The 15,916-nt window shown below is 71.9% G+C and carries 17 protein-coding genes; 6 read left to right on the forward strand and 11 right to left on the reverse strand.

Going from position 1 to position 15,916, the window contains the following annotated elements; translation table 11 throughout:
* Positions 1 to 3: 3 nt before the first annotated feature.
* Both CLV43_RS16355 and CLV43_RS16360 read right to left on the reverse strand, forming a co-directional pair.
* Positions 4 to 654 carry a response regulator gene (locus CLV43_RS16355; protein ID WP_106188277.1) on the reverse strand — a complete coding sequence of 217 codons (651 nt, stop codon included), beginning with the start codon at positions 652 to 654 and terminating at the stop codon, positions 4 to 6.
* Between the two features lie 6 nt (positions 655 to 660).
* On the reverse strand, positions 661 to 2,301 hold the full coding sequence (locus tag CLV43_RS16360; RefSeq protein WP_106188010.1) for a sensor histidine kinase: 1,641 nt from the start codon (positions 2,299 to 2,301) through the stop codon (positions 661 to 663).
* A gap of 195 nt (positions 2,302 to 2,496) precedes the next feature.
* Here CLV43_RS16360 and CLV43_RS16365 point away from each other — a divergent pair, with 195 nt between their 5' ends.
* Complete coding sequence (locus CLV43_RS16365) at positions 2,497 to 3,468, forward strand: zinc-binding dehydrogenase (protein WP_245886509.1); 972 nt, start codon at positions 2,497 to 2,499, stop codon at positions 3,466 to 3,468.
* Positions 3,469 to 3,484: 16 nt separating this feature from the next.
* Positions 3,485 to 3,904, forward strand: coding sequence for a PPOX class F420-dependent oxidoreductase (locus CLV43_RS16370; RefSeq protein WP_106188011.1), 420 nt, complete (start codon positions 3,485 to 3,487; stop codon positions 3,902 to 3,904).
* A 4-nt stretch (positions 3,905 to 3,908) separates the two neighbouring features.
* Here the strand turns inward: CLV43_RS16370 and CLV43_RS16375 are convergent, their stop codons facing one another.
* Positions 3,909 to 4,754: an ABC transporter permease gene (locus CLV43_RS16375; RefSeq protein WP_245886512.1), complete on the reverse strand. Its 846-nt coding sequence runs from the start codon at positions 4,752 to 4,754 to the stop codon at positions 3,909 to 3,911.
* The gene (locus CLV43_RS16380) at positions 4,751 to 5,638 is read right to left on the reverse strand and encodes an ABC transporter ATP-binding protein (RefSeq protein ID WP_106188012.1); all 888 of its coding nucleotides are present in this window, start codon (positions 5,636 to 5,638) and stop codon (positions 4,751 to 4,753) included. Before CLV43_RS16380 ends, CLV43_RS16375 begins: the two co-directional genes overlap by 4 nt.
* Before the next feature lie 160 nt (positions 5,639 to 5,798).
* On the opposite strand from CLV43_RS16380, the gene CLV43_RS16385 reads away from it, so the two are divergent.
* Together CLV43_RS16385 and CLV43_RS16390 are read left to right on the forward strand one after the other, a co-directional pair.
* Positions 5,799 to 6,734 carry a GbsR/MarR family transcriptional regulator gene (locus tag CLV43_RS16385; RefSeq protein ID WP_342749782.1) on the forward strand — a complete coding sequence of 312 codons (936 nt, stop codon included), beginning with the start codon at positions 5,799 to 5,801 and terminating at the stop codon, positions 6,732 to 6,734.
* 88 nt (positions 6,735 to 6,822) lie between these two features.
* Entirely contained in the window at positions 6,823 to 7,080 is a 258-nt protein-coding gene (locus CLV43_RS16390; RefSeq protein ID WP_106188013.1) for a DUF2631 domain-containing protein, read from the forward strand.
* A gap of 165 nt (positions 7,081 to 7,245) precedes the next feature.
* Here CLV43_RS16390 and CLV43_RS16395 read toward each other — a convergent pair whose 3' ends face one another.
* Both CLV43_RS16395 and rlmN read right to left on the reverse strand, forming a co-directional pair.
* The gene (locus CLV43_RS16395) at positions 7,246 to 8,772 is read right to left on the reverse strand and encodes a serine/threonine-protein kinase (protein WP_342749783.1); all 1,527 of its coding nucleotides are present in this window, start codon (positions 8,770 to 8,772) and stop codon (positions 7,246 to 7,248) included.
* 522 nt (positions 8,773 to 9,294) lie between these two features.
* Positions 9,295 to 10,401, reverse strand: a complete 1,107-nt coding sequence (gene rlmN / locus CLV43_RS16400; protein WP_106188015.1) for a dual-specificity RNA methyltransferase RlmN — start codon at positions 10,399 to 10,401, stop codon at positions 9,295 to 9,297.
* Positions 10,402 to 10,531: 130 nt separating this feature from the next.
* Here rlmN and CLV43_RS16405 point away from each other — a divergent pair, with 130 nt between their 5' ends.
* Positions 10,532 to 11,224, forward strand: coding sequence for a PadR family transcriptional regulator (locus CLV43_RS16405; protein ID WP_106188016.1), 693 nt, complete (start codon positions 10,532 to 10,534; stop codon positions 11,222 to 11,224).
* On the opposite strand, the gene CLV43_RS16410 is transcribed toward CLV43_RS16405, so the two are convergent.
* Genes CLV43_RS16410 through CLV43_RS16420 form a run of 3 tightly spaced genes read right to left on the reverse strand, consistent with a single transcriptional unit; the run spans position 11,225 to position 13,474 of the window.
* The gene (locus tag CLV43_RS16410; protein ID WP_106188017.1) at positions 11,225 to 12,208 is read right to left on the reverse strand and encodes an aldo/keto reductase; all 984 of its coding nucleotides are present in this window, start codon (positions 12,206 to 12,208) and stop codon (positions 11,225 to 11,227) included.
* Between the two features lie 16 nt (positions 12,209 to 12,224).
* Entirely contained in the window at positions 12,225 to 12,680 is a 456-nt protein-coding gene (locus CLV43_RS16415; RefSeq protein ID WP_146174781.1) for an META domain-containing protein, read from the reverse strand.
* A 59-nt stretch (positions 12,681 to 12,739) separates the two neighbouring features.
* Positions 12,740 to 13,474: a class I SAM-dependent methyltransferase gene (locus CLV43_RS16420; protein ID WP_106188019.1), complete on the reverse strand. Its 735-nt coding sequence runs from the start codon at positions 13,472 to 13,474 to the stop codon at positions 12,740 to 12,742.
* Between the two features lie 106 nt (positions 13,475 to 13,580).
* On the opposite strand from CLV43_RS16420, the gene CLV43_RS16425 reads away from it, so the two are divergent.
* Entirely contained in the window at positions 13,581 to 14,426 is an 846-nt protein-coding gene (locus CLV43_RS16425) for a VOC family protein (protein WP_106188020.1), read from the forward strand.
* Positions 14,427 to 14,432: 6 nt separating this feature from the next.
* Here CLV43_RS16425 and CLV43_RS16430 read toward each other — a convergent pair whose 3' ends face one another.
* Entirely contained in the window at positions 14,433 to 15,305 is an 873-nt protein-coding gene (locus CLV43_RS16430; protein ID WP_211304384.1) for a phosphatidate cytidylyltransferase, read from the reverse strand.
* Positions 15,306 to 15,336: 31 nt separating this feature from the next.
* Positions 15,337 to 15,894, reverse strand: coding sequence for a ribosome recycling factor (gene frr, locus CLV43_RS16435; RefSeq protein WP_106188022.1), 558 nt, complete (start codon positions 15,892 to 15,894; stop codon positions 15,337 to 15,339).
* Positions 15,895 to 15,916 lie beyond the last annotated feature (22 nt).

Raw genomic sequence — 15,916 nt, forward strand, 5'->3', positions numbered from 1 at the left:
TCCTCAGCCCGCGAGTCCCGCGTCCCTGGCCAGCAGAGCGGCCTGGACCCGGTTGGTGAGCCCGAGCTTGGCCAGCAGGCGGCTCACGTAGGTCTTCACGGTCGCCTCGCTCATGTGCAGCCGCTGGCCGACGTCGGCGTTGGACATGCCGAGGCCCAGCAGCGCCAGCACCTCGACCTCGCGTTCGGTCAGGCCCTCGACCTGCCGCTTCGCCTCCTGCCGCCGCGGCTGCCCGGCGTGCGCGACCATGCCGACGACGCGGCTGGTGACCATCGGCGACAGGTAGGCCTCGCCGACGTGCACGGCCCGGACCGCGCGCAGCAGCTCCTCGGGCGCGGAGTCCTTGAGCAGGAACCCCGCCGCGCCGTCGGACAGCGCGCGCACGATGTTGTCGTCCTCGCCGAACGTCGTCAGCACCACCACCCGCACAGCGGGCGCGACCGACCGCAGCTCGCGGGCGGCGGCCAGGCCGTCCATCCGGGGCATCCGGATGTCCAGCACGGCGACGTCGACCCGCCGTTCCAGCGCGATCCGCACCGCCTCGCGCCCGTCACCCGCCTCGGCGACCAGCTCGATGTCGTCGGCGGTGCCGAGGATGGCCTTGATGCCCGCCCTCATCAGCGGTTCGTCGTCGGCGATCAAGACCCGGATCACGGTCACTCAGATCCTCTGCAGGTGGGAGTTCTTCTCGACGACCTTGCCGCCCGCGAAGCAGAAGCGCAGGACCAGCTGGCCACCCGAGGTGTAAGTCTGCTCGTCGGAGAGCCGGTACTCGCACACGGCCCCCGCCGGTTCGGGCGCCGAGTCCTTGCGCAGGTCGCCGATGGAGTTCGCGGGCTGCGCGCCGTCGGTCAGCCGCGCCCGCACCTCCGACTCGGGCTGCCCGCGGTAGACCGAGTCGTAGAACGCCCGGTCGACCACGTTCGTGACCGGCTGGATGCCGATCCAGGTGTAGCCGCCGACGATCACCAGCAGCACCACGCCCGCCGCGACGATCGACCCGACGCCCGCCCACTTGCGCACACCCGACCGCGCGGTCCCGGCGACCAGCACCTCGTCGCTGTCCTCGGGCTCCTCGGCGACGGTCGTGTCCTCGTAGGGCAGCACGGCGGCGATCCGGAACCCGCCGGTCGGCAGCGGCCCCACGTGCAGCAGCCCGCCCGCGACGCGCACCCGTTCACCGAGACCGATCAGACCGACTCCGGGGCTGCCCGCGACGCCGGACCGCGACGGGTTGTTGCGCACCTCCACCACCAGCGCGTCCGGCTCGTACTTCACGGTGACCTGCACGCTCGCCCCCGGCGCGTGCTTGTTCGCGTTGGTGAGCCCCTCCTGCGCCACCCGGTAGGCCGCGTGGCTGACCTTCGACGGCAGCGGGCACGGCTGCCCGCCGCGCACCAGGCTGACCCGCACCCCGGCCCGCCGGGCGCCCTCGACGAGCTCGTCGATCGCCTCCACGGTCCGCCGGGCCAGGTCCTCCTCCGGCGGGTCGTCGCGGCGCAGCACCCCGATCACGCCGCGCAGCTCCTCCATGCCGGTCAGGGCCGCGCTGCGCAGCACCTGGACCGCCTCGCGCTGCCGCTCCCCCAGGTCGCCGTCCAGCGCCAGCGCCCCCGCGTGCACCGAGATGAGGCTCAGCCGGTGGCCGAGGCTGTCGTGCATGTCCTGGGCGATCCGGTTCCGCTCCCGCAGCCGGACCTGCCTGGTCAGCATCGTGCGCTCGCGGCGCATCCGCTCCTCGCGCTCCTGCAGCGCGGCCACCAGCGCGTTGCGCTGGGCGATGTAGCGGCCGACCAGGAACGGCAGCGCGACCACCATGCCGTACACGGTCAGCATCACGAACGAGCCGAGGAAACCGGTCAGGCCCGGCACCCCGCCCTCCCACAGGAGCATGTAGAGCGCGAGGCCGATCACCGCCGTGGGCAGCGCCCGCCGCCACGACGCGATCCGGTAGCCCGCCGCGTACGCCACGACCACCATCAACGTGATGCCGCCGCTGTTCGTCCCGAACGCCACCAGCAGCGCCAGCAGCAGCGCGACCGCCGGGAAGCACAGCCGCATCAGGTAGAGCACGACGAAGGCCGCCGCCAGCCCGACCAGCGCCCACCCGGACGGGTGGGTGTCGGACAGCCAGCCGGGGGCGAGGTCGAGCAGGAACACCCAGGCGAGGCCGAAGACCTCGCACCCGACCCGCCACGGCGTGACCTGCCGGACCCGGTGCAGGACGTCCCGCAGGTAGGCCGAGGGCCGTTCCCACGACCCGGTCAGTTCGGGCACGAGTCGACGCACGGCGATGGTCACCCTCCCAACGTAGAAGACCGCGCCCGTCCTGTCGGCTCACGTTGGTCGCTTCGTCGGACGACGAAAGTTGACCGGTCAGCGGATTCCCCGCCGCGGAGCCGCCGGTCCCGGTACAAGGCGACTCGGCGCTTGACCTCCAGCTAAGTCGAGGTCCCATGCTGGTGCGCGTTGCCGGCCACGTGGGGAGGAACGACTGTGCGAGTGGTGCGGGCGATGGGGTTCGGCGGGCCGGAGGTGCTGGTGGCGGGCGAGGCGCCGGACCCGGCAGCGGGGCCGGGGCAGGTCGTGGTGGACGTGGCCGTGGTGGCGCTGTCGTTCGTCCAGACGCAGCTCCGCCGCGGGGTCACACCGGGGCCGCCGCTGCCGGAGCCGCCGTACGTCCCCGGCGCGTCGGTGGCCGGGCTGGTCACCGCGGTCGGGCACGGCGTCGACCTGGCGTGGGTCGGCAGGCGCGTCGTCGGGCACACCGCGAGCGGGGACGGCGGCAGCGCCGAACGCGCCGTCGTGGCCGTCGAGGACCTGGTCCCGGTGCCTGCCGACGTGGACCTCCGGGTCGCCGCGGCGCTGCTCGACGACGGCGCCACCGCGCTCGGGCTGGTCGAGGGCGCCGCGATCCGGCCGGACGAGTGGGTGCTGGTCGAGGCCGCGGCGGGCGGGCTCGGCAGCCTGCTGGTGCAGCTCGCCCGCACCGCCGGGGCACGGGTCGTCGGCGCCGCGCGCGGCCGGGCGAAGCTCGACCTGGCCGAGGAGGTGGGGGCCGACGTCGTGGTCGACTACTCCGAGCCCGGCTGGGCGGACCGGGTCCGGGAGGCCACGAACGGCGGGCCCGACCTGGTGTTCGACGGCGTCGGCGGCGCGATCGGCCGGGAGGCGTTCGGGGTGACGGCGCGCGGCGGCCGGTTCTCCGTGCACGGCGCCTCCAGCGGCACGGCCACCGCCATCGACGACACCGAGGCCCGCCGGGCCGGGGTGACCGTGATCGGGATCGACCAGCTCCTCGGGTTCGGGGCCCACTCGGCGGGCCGCGCCACCCGTGCACTGGCCGAGGCCGCCGCCGGTCGCCTCCGGCCCGTCATCGGCAAGGCGTTCCCCCTGGAGCTGGCCTCCTCCGCGCACGCCGCGATGGAGGCCCGCGAAGTGCTCGGCAAGACCCTGCTCGTGCTCTGACGACCATTGGAGAACCATGTCCTTCACCGACTCCGAGCTCGCCTACCTCGCCTCCCAGCACCTCGGGCGGCTGGCGACCCGCCAACCCGACGGGACGCTCCAGGTGAACCCGGTCGGGTTCCGGTACAACGCGGAGACCGGGACCATCGACATCGGCGGCTACAACATGGCCGCCAGCCGGAAGTACCGCAACCTCGCCGAGAACGGGCAGGTGGCGTTCGTGGTCGACGACATCGCCTCGCTCAGCCCGTGGCGGGTGCGCTGCGTCGAGGTCCGCGGCACGGGTGAGGCGGTCGGCACCGGCGGCGACACCGGCGGCGGGATGGACGGGGCGATCATCCGGATCCACCCGCGCCGGATCCTCAGCTTCGGGATCGACGACGCGCCCGACGTCGCGCCGCACGACATGGTGCCGAACAAGCGCGACGTCGGGTGACCGGTCACCCGACCCGGCCCAGCGCCCTCTCGCGCCGGCCCGCCACGGTCGACCCCGACTCGCGGCGGGCCATCCGGCGCAGCACGACCGGGGCCACCAGCAGCCCGAGCACCGCCCAGACGCCCAGCACGGCGACGGTCTCCGCGTGCCGCCACGACCCGCCGATCTCCACGGCCGCAGCGCTGTCCGGCAGCAGCGCCGAGCGCATCCCCAGGCCCAGCCAGTAGACCGGGGCCGACTGCGCGACCCACTGCACCCACTGCGGCATGGCGGTGACCGGGTAGAAGACGCCGGAGATCCCGATCAGGCCCAGGATCGGCAGCGTGATCAGCCCCTGGGCGCGGACGCTGGTGAACACCGACCCCAGCACCGCGCCCAGGGGCAGCGTGGCCAGCAGCCCCAGCGCCAGCACCCACGCCAGCGTCGGCCAGGAACCGGGCCCGACGGCGAGACCGGGCACGAGGACCATCGCGGGCACCAGGAAGACGGCCAGGTCCACGACCAGCCCGCCGGACACCGACACGACCTTGCCGAGCAGCAGCGTCGTCATCCCGTTCGGCGTCGCCTTGGCCCGCAGCAGCGTGCCGTCCTCGCGGTCGGCGGTCAGCTGCTGGCTCATGCTCACCATCGCCATCGACGCGTTCATGCCGAGGATGCTCGGCAGCACGAGCGTGCCGAGCAGGAACCCGCTGCCGCCGAAGGACACGTCGCGCAGGAAGTACGTGACGACGACCATCAGCGACGGCCAGAAGAAGTGCCCCCAGAGGTCCGCGCCGTTGGTGAACGACTGCCGCAGCTCCACCAGCCCGCGCGCCCACCCCGCGCGCAGCGCCGTCGCCATCGGGCTCACCGGGACACCTCCGCCTTGCGCACCAGCGCGAGGTAGGTGTCCTCCAGCGAGGACCGCCGCACCTCCAGGTCGGTCACGGTGTCGCCGTACCGGCGGAACAGGTCGAACGCGAACGCGGTGGAGTCGGCGGTCGACACCTCGAACGCGCGGCCGTCGCGGACCCAGCGCACCTCGTCCTGCCCCGCGATCAGCCGGGCCAGCTCGGCGGCGGTGCCGTCGGCGATGATCCGGCCGCCGTCGAGGACCACGATGCGGTCGGCGAGCTTCTCCGCCTCGGCGAGGTCGTGCGTGGTGAGCAGGACCGTGGTCTCGTGCCGGGCGGCGAGGTCGCGCACGAGGTCGTGGAACTCCCGGCGCGCCTCCGGGTCGAAGCCCGCGGTCGGCTCGTCGAGGAACAGCAGCTCCGGACGGCCCACGATGCCGATCGCCACGTCCAGCCTGCGCCGCTGGCCGCCGGAAAGCGTCCGGATCTTCTTGCCCGCGTGCTCGGTGAGCCCCACCGCGGCGACCAGGTCGTCGGCGTCCCACGGCCGCGCGACCCGGTCGGTGGAGTAGCAGGCGTAGCAGGAACCGAGGTGGGCCAGCAGCTCGCGGACCCGCCACTTGCCGTGGTCCCGCCACGACTGCAGCACGACGCCCACCCGCGCGCGCCAGCCCTCGTCGGCGTGCGCCGGGTCCGACCCGAGGACGTCGACGCGGCCCGCCGACCGGTTCCGGAAGCCCTCGAGGATCTCGATCGTGGTGGTCTTGCCCGCGCCGTTCGGGCCCAGCAGCGCCAGCACCTCGCCCTGGCGCGCTCGAAAGGTGACGTCGCGCAGGACGTCGTTGTCGCCGTAGCGCATGCGCAGGCCCTCGACGTCCAGCACGGTGTGCCCGGTGCTCATCCCGCCCCCATGGTTGTGATCTTCAGTGCTCACGAACGCTACGTTGCGTTTCCGGCACCGACAACACCTCGGACGGCCGTTTTCGCTTTTATAGCCGTGTTTTGTCGGATACGGTGCAATGACTTTGTCGGTGAACGCAACTACCCGTTGCAATGATCTGATGGTGAACGCACAGGAGGGCGCGATGCCGGGAGGCAGGCTGACCGACGAGGACCGCGGGCACGTCGCCGCGGGACTGGCCGAGGGGCTGGGGTACGCCGAGATCGCCCGGCGGCTGGACCGGCCGACGTCGACCATCAGCCGGGAGGTCGCGCGCAACGGCGGCCCCACCGGGTACCGCGCGGACTACGCCCGCGCGGCCACGTCGCACCGGGCCAAGCGCCGTCGACCGGCACCGGGCCCTGCCCTCGGGACGCCCGAGGCGGTGCGCGGGTTCGTGGAGCGGTTCGCCGGGATGATGGTGCGGACCGGGCTGCCGAGGATGGCCGCGCGGGTGTTCGCCAGCCTGGTCACGACGGACTCCGGCGCGCTGACCGCCGTCGAACTGGTGGCCGGACTGGAGGTCAGCCCGGCCTCGGTGTCCAAGGCCGTCGGGTACCTCGAAGGGCTGGAGCTGGTGCGGCGGGACTCGTCGGGGCGGCGGGAGAGGTACTTCATCGACGACGACGTGTGGCTGCACACGTGGCTCACGAGCGCGCGCACCAACGCGATGTGGGCGGAGGCGGCCGAACAGGGGGCCGCGGTGCTCGGGCCCGGCACGCCCGCCGGTGCCCGGCTGGAGCTGATGCGTGGGTTCTTCGCGCAGCTCAGCGACGACATGGCGGGCGGGCCCAGCACGGCCGCGGCCAACGACGCGTTGACGGTGACGGCGGCGCTGGTGCACGTGGGCGGGGTGCGGACGGCGGCGGAGCTGGCCGCCGGGCTCGGCTGGGAGGCGGACCGGGTGGTCCGGGCGCTCGGGGACGCGCAGCTGCACACCGACCTCACGGACCCGGTCGTCGTCCGCCGCGTCGGGCCGGACGGCCACACCGCCGCGGCCGGCGCCGCCAGGCTCACCGCCGACCAGCGCGAGGCGCTGGACCGGCGGGGCCGCTGAGCCGCGCACCCCGGTCGCCCCGGCCCGCCTCGGGCCCGTGTGCGAAAATGGGGTGTTCATCGGATCGGGTGGGAAGGTCGTGGCTGCTGTGTCTTCGTCTTCTGAGCTGGACAAGCGTCCGGCAGTGGACGTCCACGACGAGCCGTCTGCCGAGTGGGGCTGGCACGGGTCGTTCCCGAAGGCCATCCGGGTGGCGGGCTGGCTGTCGACGGTGGCGGTGTTCGGGCTGCTGATCGGGAACCACCACGGTCGCACCGAGAACCTGTTCCTGATCCTGATCGGCGTCGCGATGATCGCGATGCTGGTGCGCGACCAGGTGCGCAGCCGCACCTCCTGGCGCCGCTAGCCCTTTCGGCCTGGCCGGGTCGCCCCTGGCCAGGCAGCGGAACGGCCAGTCCTCGGTGACGAGCACGGCGATCTCGACGAGCCAGGCCAGCCGGTACTTCCCGGTCGAGGACTCCGTGCGCGGCTTCGTCTTCGACGTCGCCACCGGGAAGCTCAAAGAGGTCGACTAGCCCAGGACCCAGCCGTACTGGAACTCGACGGGCTGCCCCTCGCAGTCGGTGGTGACCGAGTCGAAGTGGTGGGCTCCGGCGTTGCAGCGGAACAGCGGCAGCGAGGGCACGTCCGCGGGCTTCGCGTCGAGCACGTACCCGAGCAGCCCGTACACCGCGTTGCCCTCGCAGTTCGCCGACAGCGACGACATCCGGTCCTCGGTGCCGGTGAGCGCGCACGAGTACAGCGGTTTCGTTCCGGGGTCGGGGTTCGCGAGCAGCTTCCCCATCCCGCCCTCGGCCGCGAACCCGGCCGGTGGCGCGACCTTCGCCGTCCCGCTGTAGTGCCAGCCCGCGGCGTTGCGGTAGCGCAGCAGCTGCACCGACTCCGGTGGCGGCTTGGGCGCGTCGGTCGTCGTCGTCACCACCGGTGGCGGGACCGACTGCGTGGTCGTCTCGGTCGTGGTGGTCGGCGCCGGACTCCCGCTCGACGGCGCACTGCTCGGCGCGGCGCTCGTGGTCGTCACCGCGCCGGACGACTGGGCCAGGCCGCCCGGCACCGGCGTCGCCTCACCGCCGAGCTTCGGCTGGAGGAGGAACCCGGCGGCCACCGCCGCCGCCACCAACACCGCCCCCGCGACCAGGAAAGCCTTGCGCCGCTTGGGTTTCGCCGACACCTCCTCCGTCCACTCCGGAGTGTCGACCGGCCGGGTCGCGTACGACGTCACCGGTTCCATGACCACCGTCTCCGGCTCCCCCGGCCTGCGCAGAAGCTCCCGCACCTGCGCCGCCGTCGGCCGCCCTTCGACGGCACGGGTCAGCAACCGCATCACCACCGCCGCCAACGGCCCCGACCCGACCGCCAGCACCGGCGGCTCGTACAGCACCGCGTGCATCGTCGACGCCGTCGTGTCCCGCAGGAACGGCGCCCGCCCTTCGACGGCGTGGAACAGCGTCGCCCCCAACGCCCACAGGTCACTGGCCGGCGTGGGCACCGCCCCGTTGAACAGCTCCGGCGCCATGTACCCCGGCGTCCCCATCATGCTGCCCGTGGCCGTCAACCTCGGATCGTCCATCGCCCGCGCGATCCCGAAGTCCGCCAGCTTCGCCCCACCGTCCGGCAACACCATGATGTTGCTGGGCTTCACATCCCGGTGCACGATCCCCGCCGCGTGCGCCGTCTCCAACGCGCTCAGCACGTGCAACCCGATCGACACGACCCGCTCCGCGGGCAACGCGCCTTCCCGCTTCATCACGTCGGCCAACGTCGGCGCCTCGACCAACTCCATCACGAGGTAGGTCGCACCGTCCTCAACGACCACGTCGTACACACCGACCACGTTCGGACTGTTCAACCGCCCTGCGGTCCGCGCCTCCCGCAACACCCGCTCAGCTTCAAGCGGCGACGACGTCGGCAACTCCTTCAACGCCACCCGCCGCCCGATCACCAGATCCTCGGCCAACCACACAACACCCATGCCCCCGCGGCCAAGCCGGCGCAACGCGGAATACCGCCCCGCCACCACTTTCACCACGTCACCCACGCCCGGATGCTATCCCGAGCCCCCACCAAGCTCGCCCATCACGACCACCCCAGGAGCACCAAAGGGCTCAACCGGACTGGAAGCAACGCGCCAAACCCACCCAACAACGCTGAACCAAAAGACAAACGCCCAACAACGCTGGCAACAGCAGACAAGCCAACGTCCCAACCCAGCTGGAAGCGAGCATGCTCGTCCGCTAGTGCGGTCGGCTTGACTTGGGGTTTTTGGGCTTAGACTTGCGGCGGCGGGCAGGCTCTACCACCTGCCCTTTTTCGCCCGACGAAGCCCAAAAAAAGGGGCCCCAAGTCAAGCCGACCGCACCTAGGTCCGCTGCAGCGACACCCCGGAGACCGCGGATAGCGTACACCCCCGGAGACCGCGGTTAGCGACACTGGGCGACACAACACGGCGGCCCGAACACCCGGCGTCGAGGCACCAGTCACCCATAACAGGCGAGCCCCGCCGTGCCACCCTTACCGAGCAAGACACACGACCCCCCAGCACCAGGCAACAACCCCGAAATCAGCCCTCCGCCGCCAACTGCCCACAAGCAGCCGCGATCTCCTGACCCCGCGTGTCCCGCACAGTGCAGGTGACCCCTTGCGCGATCACCCTCCGCACGAACTCCCGCTCCACCGGCTTCGGTGACGCGTCCCACTTCGATCCCGGCGTCGGGTTCAGCGGGATCAGGTTCACGTGCACCAGGGGGCCGAGGTGCTTGCGCAGGAGCTTGCCGAGCATGTCCGCGCGCCAACCCTGGTCGTTGATGTCGCGGATCAGCGCGTACTCGATCGACACCCGCCGCCCGGTCCGGTCGGCGTACCCGCGGGCCGCTTCCATCACCTCGGACACCTTCCACCGGGTGTTCACCGGCACCAGGGTGTCGCGCAGTTCGTCGTCCGGGGTGTGCAGGGAGACCGCGAGGCGGACGTGCAGTCCTTCTTCGGTCATGCGGCGGATCGCGGGTACCAGGCCAACCGTGGACACCGTGACCGAGCGCTGGGAGATCCCCAGCCCGTCGGGCGCGGGGTCGCAGATGCGGTGCACCGCGTCGATCACCCGCTTGTAGTTGGCCAGCGGCTCGCCCATGCCCATGAACACGATGTTCGACAGCCGCCCCGGTCCACCGGGCAGCTCGCCGTCGCGCATCGCGGCCGCGCCACGGCGCACCTGGTCGACGATCTCCGCGGTCGACAGGTTGCGCTGGAGCCCGCCCTGGCCGGTGGCGCAGAACGGGCACGCCATGCCGCAGCCCGCCTGGCTGGAGATGCACAGCGTGGCGCGGTCGGGGTAGCGCATGAGGACGCTCTCGACGAGCGTGCCGTCGTGGGCGCGCAGCAGGGTCTTGCGGGTCGTGCCGTCGTCGCACGCGACCGAGCGGACCTCGGTGAACAGCGGCGGCATGAGGTCGGCGACGAGGGCTTCGCGGGTGGCGGCCGGGATGTCGGTCATCGCCGCCGGGTCGACCGTGAGCCTGCCGAAGTAGTGGTTCGACAGCTGGGCGGCCCGGAAGGGCTTCTCGCCCAGTGCGGCGACGGCTTCTCGACGCCCTTCGGCGGAGAGGTCGGCCAGGTGGCGCGGCGGAAGCCCGCGCTTGGGTGCGTCGAAGACGAGGGGGAGGGCAGTCATAGCACCTACCAGTGTCCCACGGCCCGGAGGGTGCTCCTGACCACTCGACCGACAATCGCCGTTGCATCGCGATAGCTTCCGATATATCGTTAGCTCGTCCCTACCGATACCAGTCAGAGGAGCGATCGAGATGCGATCCCACCACGACCACCACGAGCACCACGGCCGCAGGCACCACCGTTCCGGCGGCTTCGAGGACCCGCGCCAGGGCTTCGGCGGCGGCTTCGGGGAACCACCGGTCCCCCCGTTCCCGCCGGACGCCCGGATGCCGTTCCCGCCCATGCCCCCCGGACCCTGGGGCGGCCGACGGGGCGGCGGCAGGCGCGGCGGACCGGGCCACGGTCACGGCGGGCGGCAGCCCCGCGGCAACGTCCGCGCGGCCGTCATCGCGCTGCTGGCCGAAAGGCCCATGCACGGCTACGAGATGATCCAGGAGATCGGCCAGCGCACCGACGGCGTGTGGCGCCCGAGCCCCGGCTCGGTCTACCCGACGCTGCAGATGCTGGCCGACGAGGGCCTGGTCTCCGCCACCGAGGAGGCGGGCGGCAAGAAGCTGTTCACGCTCACCGAGGCGGGCACGGCGGAGGCGGCCAAGCACGAGGGCGCGACCCCGTGGGAGCAGGTCAACGACGAGATCGACAGCGTCGCGGCCAAGCTCCGCACGGCGTCGCGGCACCTCGGGTCCGCGATGCAGCAGATGGCGCACGCGGGCACCAGGGAGCAGAAGGGCCGGGCCGTCGAGGTCCTCAACGAGGCCCGCCGCAAGATCTACGCGATCCTGGGCGAGCTCGACGTCGAAGAGGACACCGACGACTCGGAGTGATCACCAGCGGTCGTGCACGTGCGGCCGCACCAGCTCGTCGTAGACGGCCGCGACCTCGGACAGCGCCTCTGGTGTGAGGGGCGCCAGGTCGGCCGCCGCGACGTTGCCGCCCACCTGTTCGGCGTTGCGCGCACCGGGGATCACGACGGTGACGCCCGGCTGGTCGACGATCCAGCGCAGCGCGAACTGGGCGAGCGTCGCGCCCGCGGGTACCAGCGGGCGCAGCCGTTCGACGGCCTCCAGGCCCACCTCGAACGGCACGCCGGAGAACGTCTCGCCCTGGTCGAACGCCTCGCCGTTGCGGTTGTACGTGCGGTGGTCGTCGTCGCCGAACGTCGTCGCGGCGGTGTACCGCCCGGACAGCAGGCCCGAGGCCAGCGGCACCCGCGCGATGATCGCGACACCCGCCTCGGCGGCCGCCGGGAGCACCCGCTCCAGCGGCTTGAGGCGGAAGGCGTTCAGGATGATCTGCACGCTCACCACGTTCGGCCGCGCGATGGCCAGCAGCGCCTCCTCGACCGTCTCGACGCTCACGCCGTAGGCCGCGATCCGCTTGGCCTGCACCAGCTCGTCGAGGCTGTCGAACACCTCGTCGGTCGAGTACACGGGGGTCGGCGGGCAGTGCAGCTGGACCAGGTCGATCGTGTCCACGCCCAGGTTCGCGCGCGAGCGGTCGTTCCACGCGAGGAAGTTCTCGCGGGTGTAGTTCTCCGGCACCTGCTCGACTCGACGGCCCATCTTGGTCGCGACGAAGACGCCCGAGTCGTCCCGTTCCCGCAGGAACCGCCCGACCAGCTTCTCGCTGCGGCCGTCGCCGTACACGTCGGCGGTGTCGAAGAAGGTCACGCCCGCGTCGGCGGCAGCGTGGAGGAGGGCGATGCCGTCGCCCTCCTCCACCTGCCCCCAGTCGCCGCCGAGCTGCCAGCAACCCAAACCCACGACGCCCACGGGGCGTCCGATCCTGCTCGCGCTTCGCTTCTCCACGAACGAAATCCTACGGTCAGCCGCCCGCTCTGGCGTATCGGCCGACCTCGACCCCGGCGCCGTCGAGGAACGTCAGCACGTCCCCGTCGACGTCGACCCTCTTTGCCTTGAGGACCACGCCCAGGTTCGGCACGGCCCAGCACCCGATGTCCGTCTGCGGTCCCGGCGCGCCGTGGCCGAACGCCCCCTGCTCGCCGACCGTGTACGGGATCTCGACGACGTTGCAGCCGTCGCTGGTGGTCAGCGTCCCGTCCGGGCGGAACTCGACCAGCGGCTCCCTCGGGTTGGCCGCGGTCCGCGCCGGGTCGATGGTGTAGCCGGCGATGGACTCCGGGCGCCACCGGCCCTCGACACCGGGGACCGACGCCCCGTCCCGGTTCCACAGCACGACCACCACCGCGGTCGCCAGCACGGCACCGCCGATCCCCAGCACCCACCACCGGTACCGCGGCGCCCGTTCTCCCTCTTCCACGTGCACCCCTCACCTCGTCCTGCCGGCTGGACGGAACGGGTCTGGACTTCGGTTGCCCGCTAAGGAAGGACGAGCCCCTTCGGCTTGTCGCGCACGTGCAGCCGGTAGCCGACGTCGAACGACAGCCCCGGCGTCTCGGCGATGGCCCGCTGCGCCACCTTGGCGGAGAACTCGATGCGCAGCACGGCCTCCAGGTCCTCGCGCCGCTCGAACTCCCACCTCGCGGTGACCCGCACCAGCCGGAAACCGTTGTCCGCGAAGAACCCCAGCACCTCGGAAGGGTTGTAGCGGGGCTCGTCCGCGCACAGCCACGGCCCGTACGGGGACGACTCGCCGTCGAGGTCCACGATCGCCAGCGCGCCACCCGGCCGCAGCACGCGGTCCGCCTCGCGCAGCCCCGGTTCGCAGCCGGGGCCGAAGAAGTACGCCGTGCGCGCGTGCACGAGGTCCGCGCTCGCGTCCGGCAGCGGCAGCCGTTGCGCCGGACCGGCCACGACCGAGGCGTTGGCCAGGCCCTCGACCCTGGTCCTGGCCCGCACGACCAGCGGCGGGTGCGGCTCGACGCCGACCACCGACCGCGCGGTCGCCGCGAACACCGGCAGGTGGAACCCGTCGCCGCAGCCGACGTCGACGACGTCCAGCCCGGCCCAGCCGCACTCGGCACCCAGTGCGGTCCAGATGTCGCCGTTCACGTCCTGTGCGCGGTTCTCGACCTGGTACACCTCGGGCCAGTGCCAGATGTTCGGGCTCGGCAGGACATCGGCGGGACGAATAGCCGCCAAAGCCGCGCGCATGAATCCCTTCACGATCCAAACTGTAGAGGTCGCACGCCGGATGACGGTGCTATTCCAGCCCACCCCGGCGTAGCGTGATCTGGACAATTGGTATGAGGAGGCGTCCTTGTCCATCACGCCGAACTCGCCCGCGCTGGCCGCCCTGCACCCAGGCGCGCCGTGCTGGGCGGAACTGCCCGTCACCGACCTGACCGCCGCGACCGACTTCTACACCGGGCTGTTCGGCTGGGAGTACGTCGACGACCAGGGGTACACGGTCGCCGTGCTCGACGGCGTCCCCGTCGCGGGCCTGCCCAAGGGCCGCGCGCTGCCCGAGCAGTACACCGCGTGGACCCTGTTCCTGCACACCAGGCACGCGCGCGCCACGGCGGAGAAGGTCTTCGCGCTCGGCGGCCAGGTGCTGCGCAACCCCACGCCGGAGGTCGACCACACGCAGAGCACCGTGGTGCTCGACCCGACCGGTGCCGTGATCGGCTTCCGGCACGTGCCGCCGGACTGGCGGTTCGGCACGACCGGGCACGGCGCGTTCGCGTGGGCCGAGCTGAACACCCGTGACGGGGCGGCGGCCGACGCGTTCTTCCGGGACCTGTGCCACTTCGACGTGATGCAGATCGGCGACGGGCACAACGTGGACTACACGGTCTGGTCCGTGGAGGGGCAGAGCGTGCTGGGCAGGCAGCGGATGGGGCGCCGGTCGTTCCCGGCGAACGTGCCCGCGCACTGGATGGTCTACTTCACGGCCGCGCCCGAGATCGGGGCCGACTCGGTGGCGAGCCGGGTGCTCGAGCTCGGCGGGCGGATCACCGTGGAGCCCTACGACACGCCCTACGGCCGCGTCACCGAGGTCCAGGACCACGCCGGGGAGACGTTCTCGGTGATCGACTCGTCCCGCGCGGTGCCGCTCACCGACGAGGATCGCGGCGCCGAGGTGGACGACCCCTACGACGACTGAGGTCCGCTACGGCACGAACAGGTGCAGGAGCAGCCAGGCGACCACGGCCGACGGCAGCAGCGAGTCCATGCGGTCCATCAGGCCGCCGTGGCCGGGCAGCAGCGTGCCCATGTCCTTGATGCCCAGGTCGCGCTTGATCAGCGACTCCATCAGGTCGCCGACCGTGGAGCTGACCACGAGCGCCGCGCCGAACAGGACGCCCTGCCACCACTGGCCGTCCAGCAGCAGGCTCACCGTGAGCGCGCCGCCGACCATGCCCGCGAGCACCGACCCGGCGAAGCCCTCCCAGGACTTCTTGGGGCTGATCGTGGGAGCCATCGGGTGCTTGCCGAAGAGCACGCCCGCGATGTAGCCGCCGGTGTCCGACAGCACGACGCCCAGGATGAACGCGATCACCCGGTACGCGCCGTCCTCCGGCACGACCAGCATCACGGCGAACGAGGCGAACACCGCGACGTAGGCGACCGTGAAGATCGACGCGGTGACGTCGCGCAGGTACCCCTCCGCGCCGTCCTTGAGGCGCCACACCATGCACGCGAGCATGGTCAGCACGAACGCGCTGAGCACCCCCGCGCGCTCGTACGGCCAGGCGAGCCACAGCACCGCCTGCCCGCCGACGAGCACGGGCACCAGTGCGACCTGGATGCCCGCGCTCGTCCTGAGCGCACGGGCCAACTCGAAGATCGACACCGCCACCGCCGCCGCGACGACGGCGATGAACACCTGCCGCACGGTGAACAGGGAGACGAGGACCACGACGCCCAGACCGACGCCGACCGCGATGGCCGACCTCAGGTCGCGTCCCGCCCGTGACGGCTTCTTCGCGCCGTCCGCACCACCGGACGGCGCCTGCGCGTCCTGCTCACCGCCGCCTGGCACCTGTGCTCCTATCACGACTCCCACGTCACCATCAGACTTCGAGCAGCTCGGCTTCCTTGTGCTTCACGAGCTCGTCGATCTGGTGCACGTACTTCTGCGTCACCAGCTCGAGTTCCTTCTCGCCGCGAGTGCCCTCGTCCTCGCCGGACTCGCCGTCCTTCACCAGGCGCTCGATCTCCTCCTTCGCCTTGCGGCGGATGTTGCGCATGGTGATCTTGGCGTCCTCGCCCTTGGTCTTCGCGACCTTCACCATCTCCTTGCGGCGCTCCTCGGAGAGCTGCGGGATGACGATGCGGATGATCGAGCCGTCGTTGCTCGGGTTCACGCCCAGGTCGGAGTCCCGGATCGCCTTCTCGATGGCGTTGAGCTGGCTCGCGTCGTACGGCTTGACGACCGCCATGCGCGCCTCGGGGATCGCGATGCTCGCCAGCTGGTTCAGCGGGGTCGGCGAACCGTAGTAGTCGACGACGATGCGCGAGAACATGGCGGGCGAAGCGCGGCCCGTGCGGACGGCCGCGAGGTCGTCCTTCGCCACGGCCACCGCTTTTTCCATCTTCTCCTCGGCGTCGAGGAGGGTCTCGTCGATCACGGCTACTCCTTAGTGCGAGCCG

This window comes from Umezawaea tangerina (genome assembly GCF_003002815.1).
In the GTDB taxonomy this organism is placed as follows: Bacteria; Actinomycetota; Actinomycetes; order Mycobacteriales; family Pseudonocardiaceae; genus Umezawaea; species Umezawaea tangerina.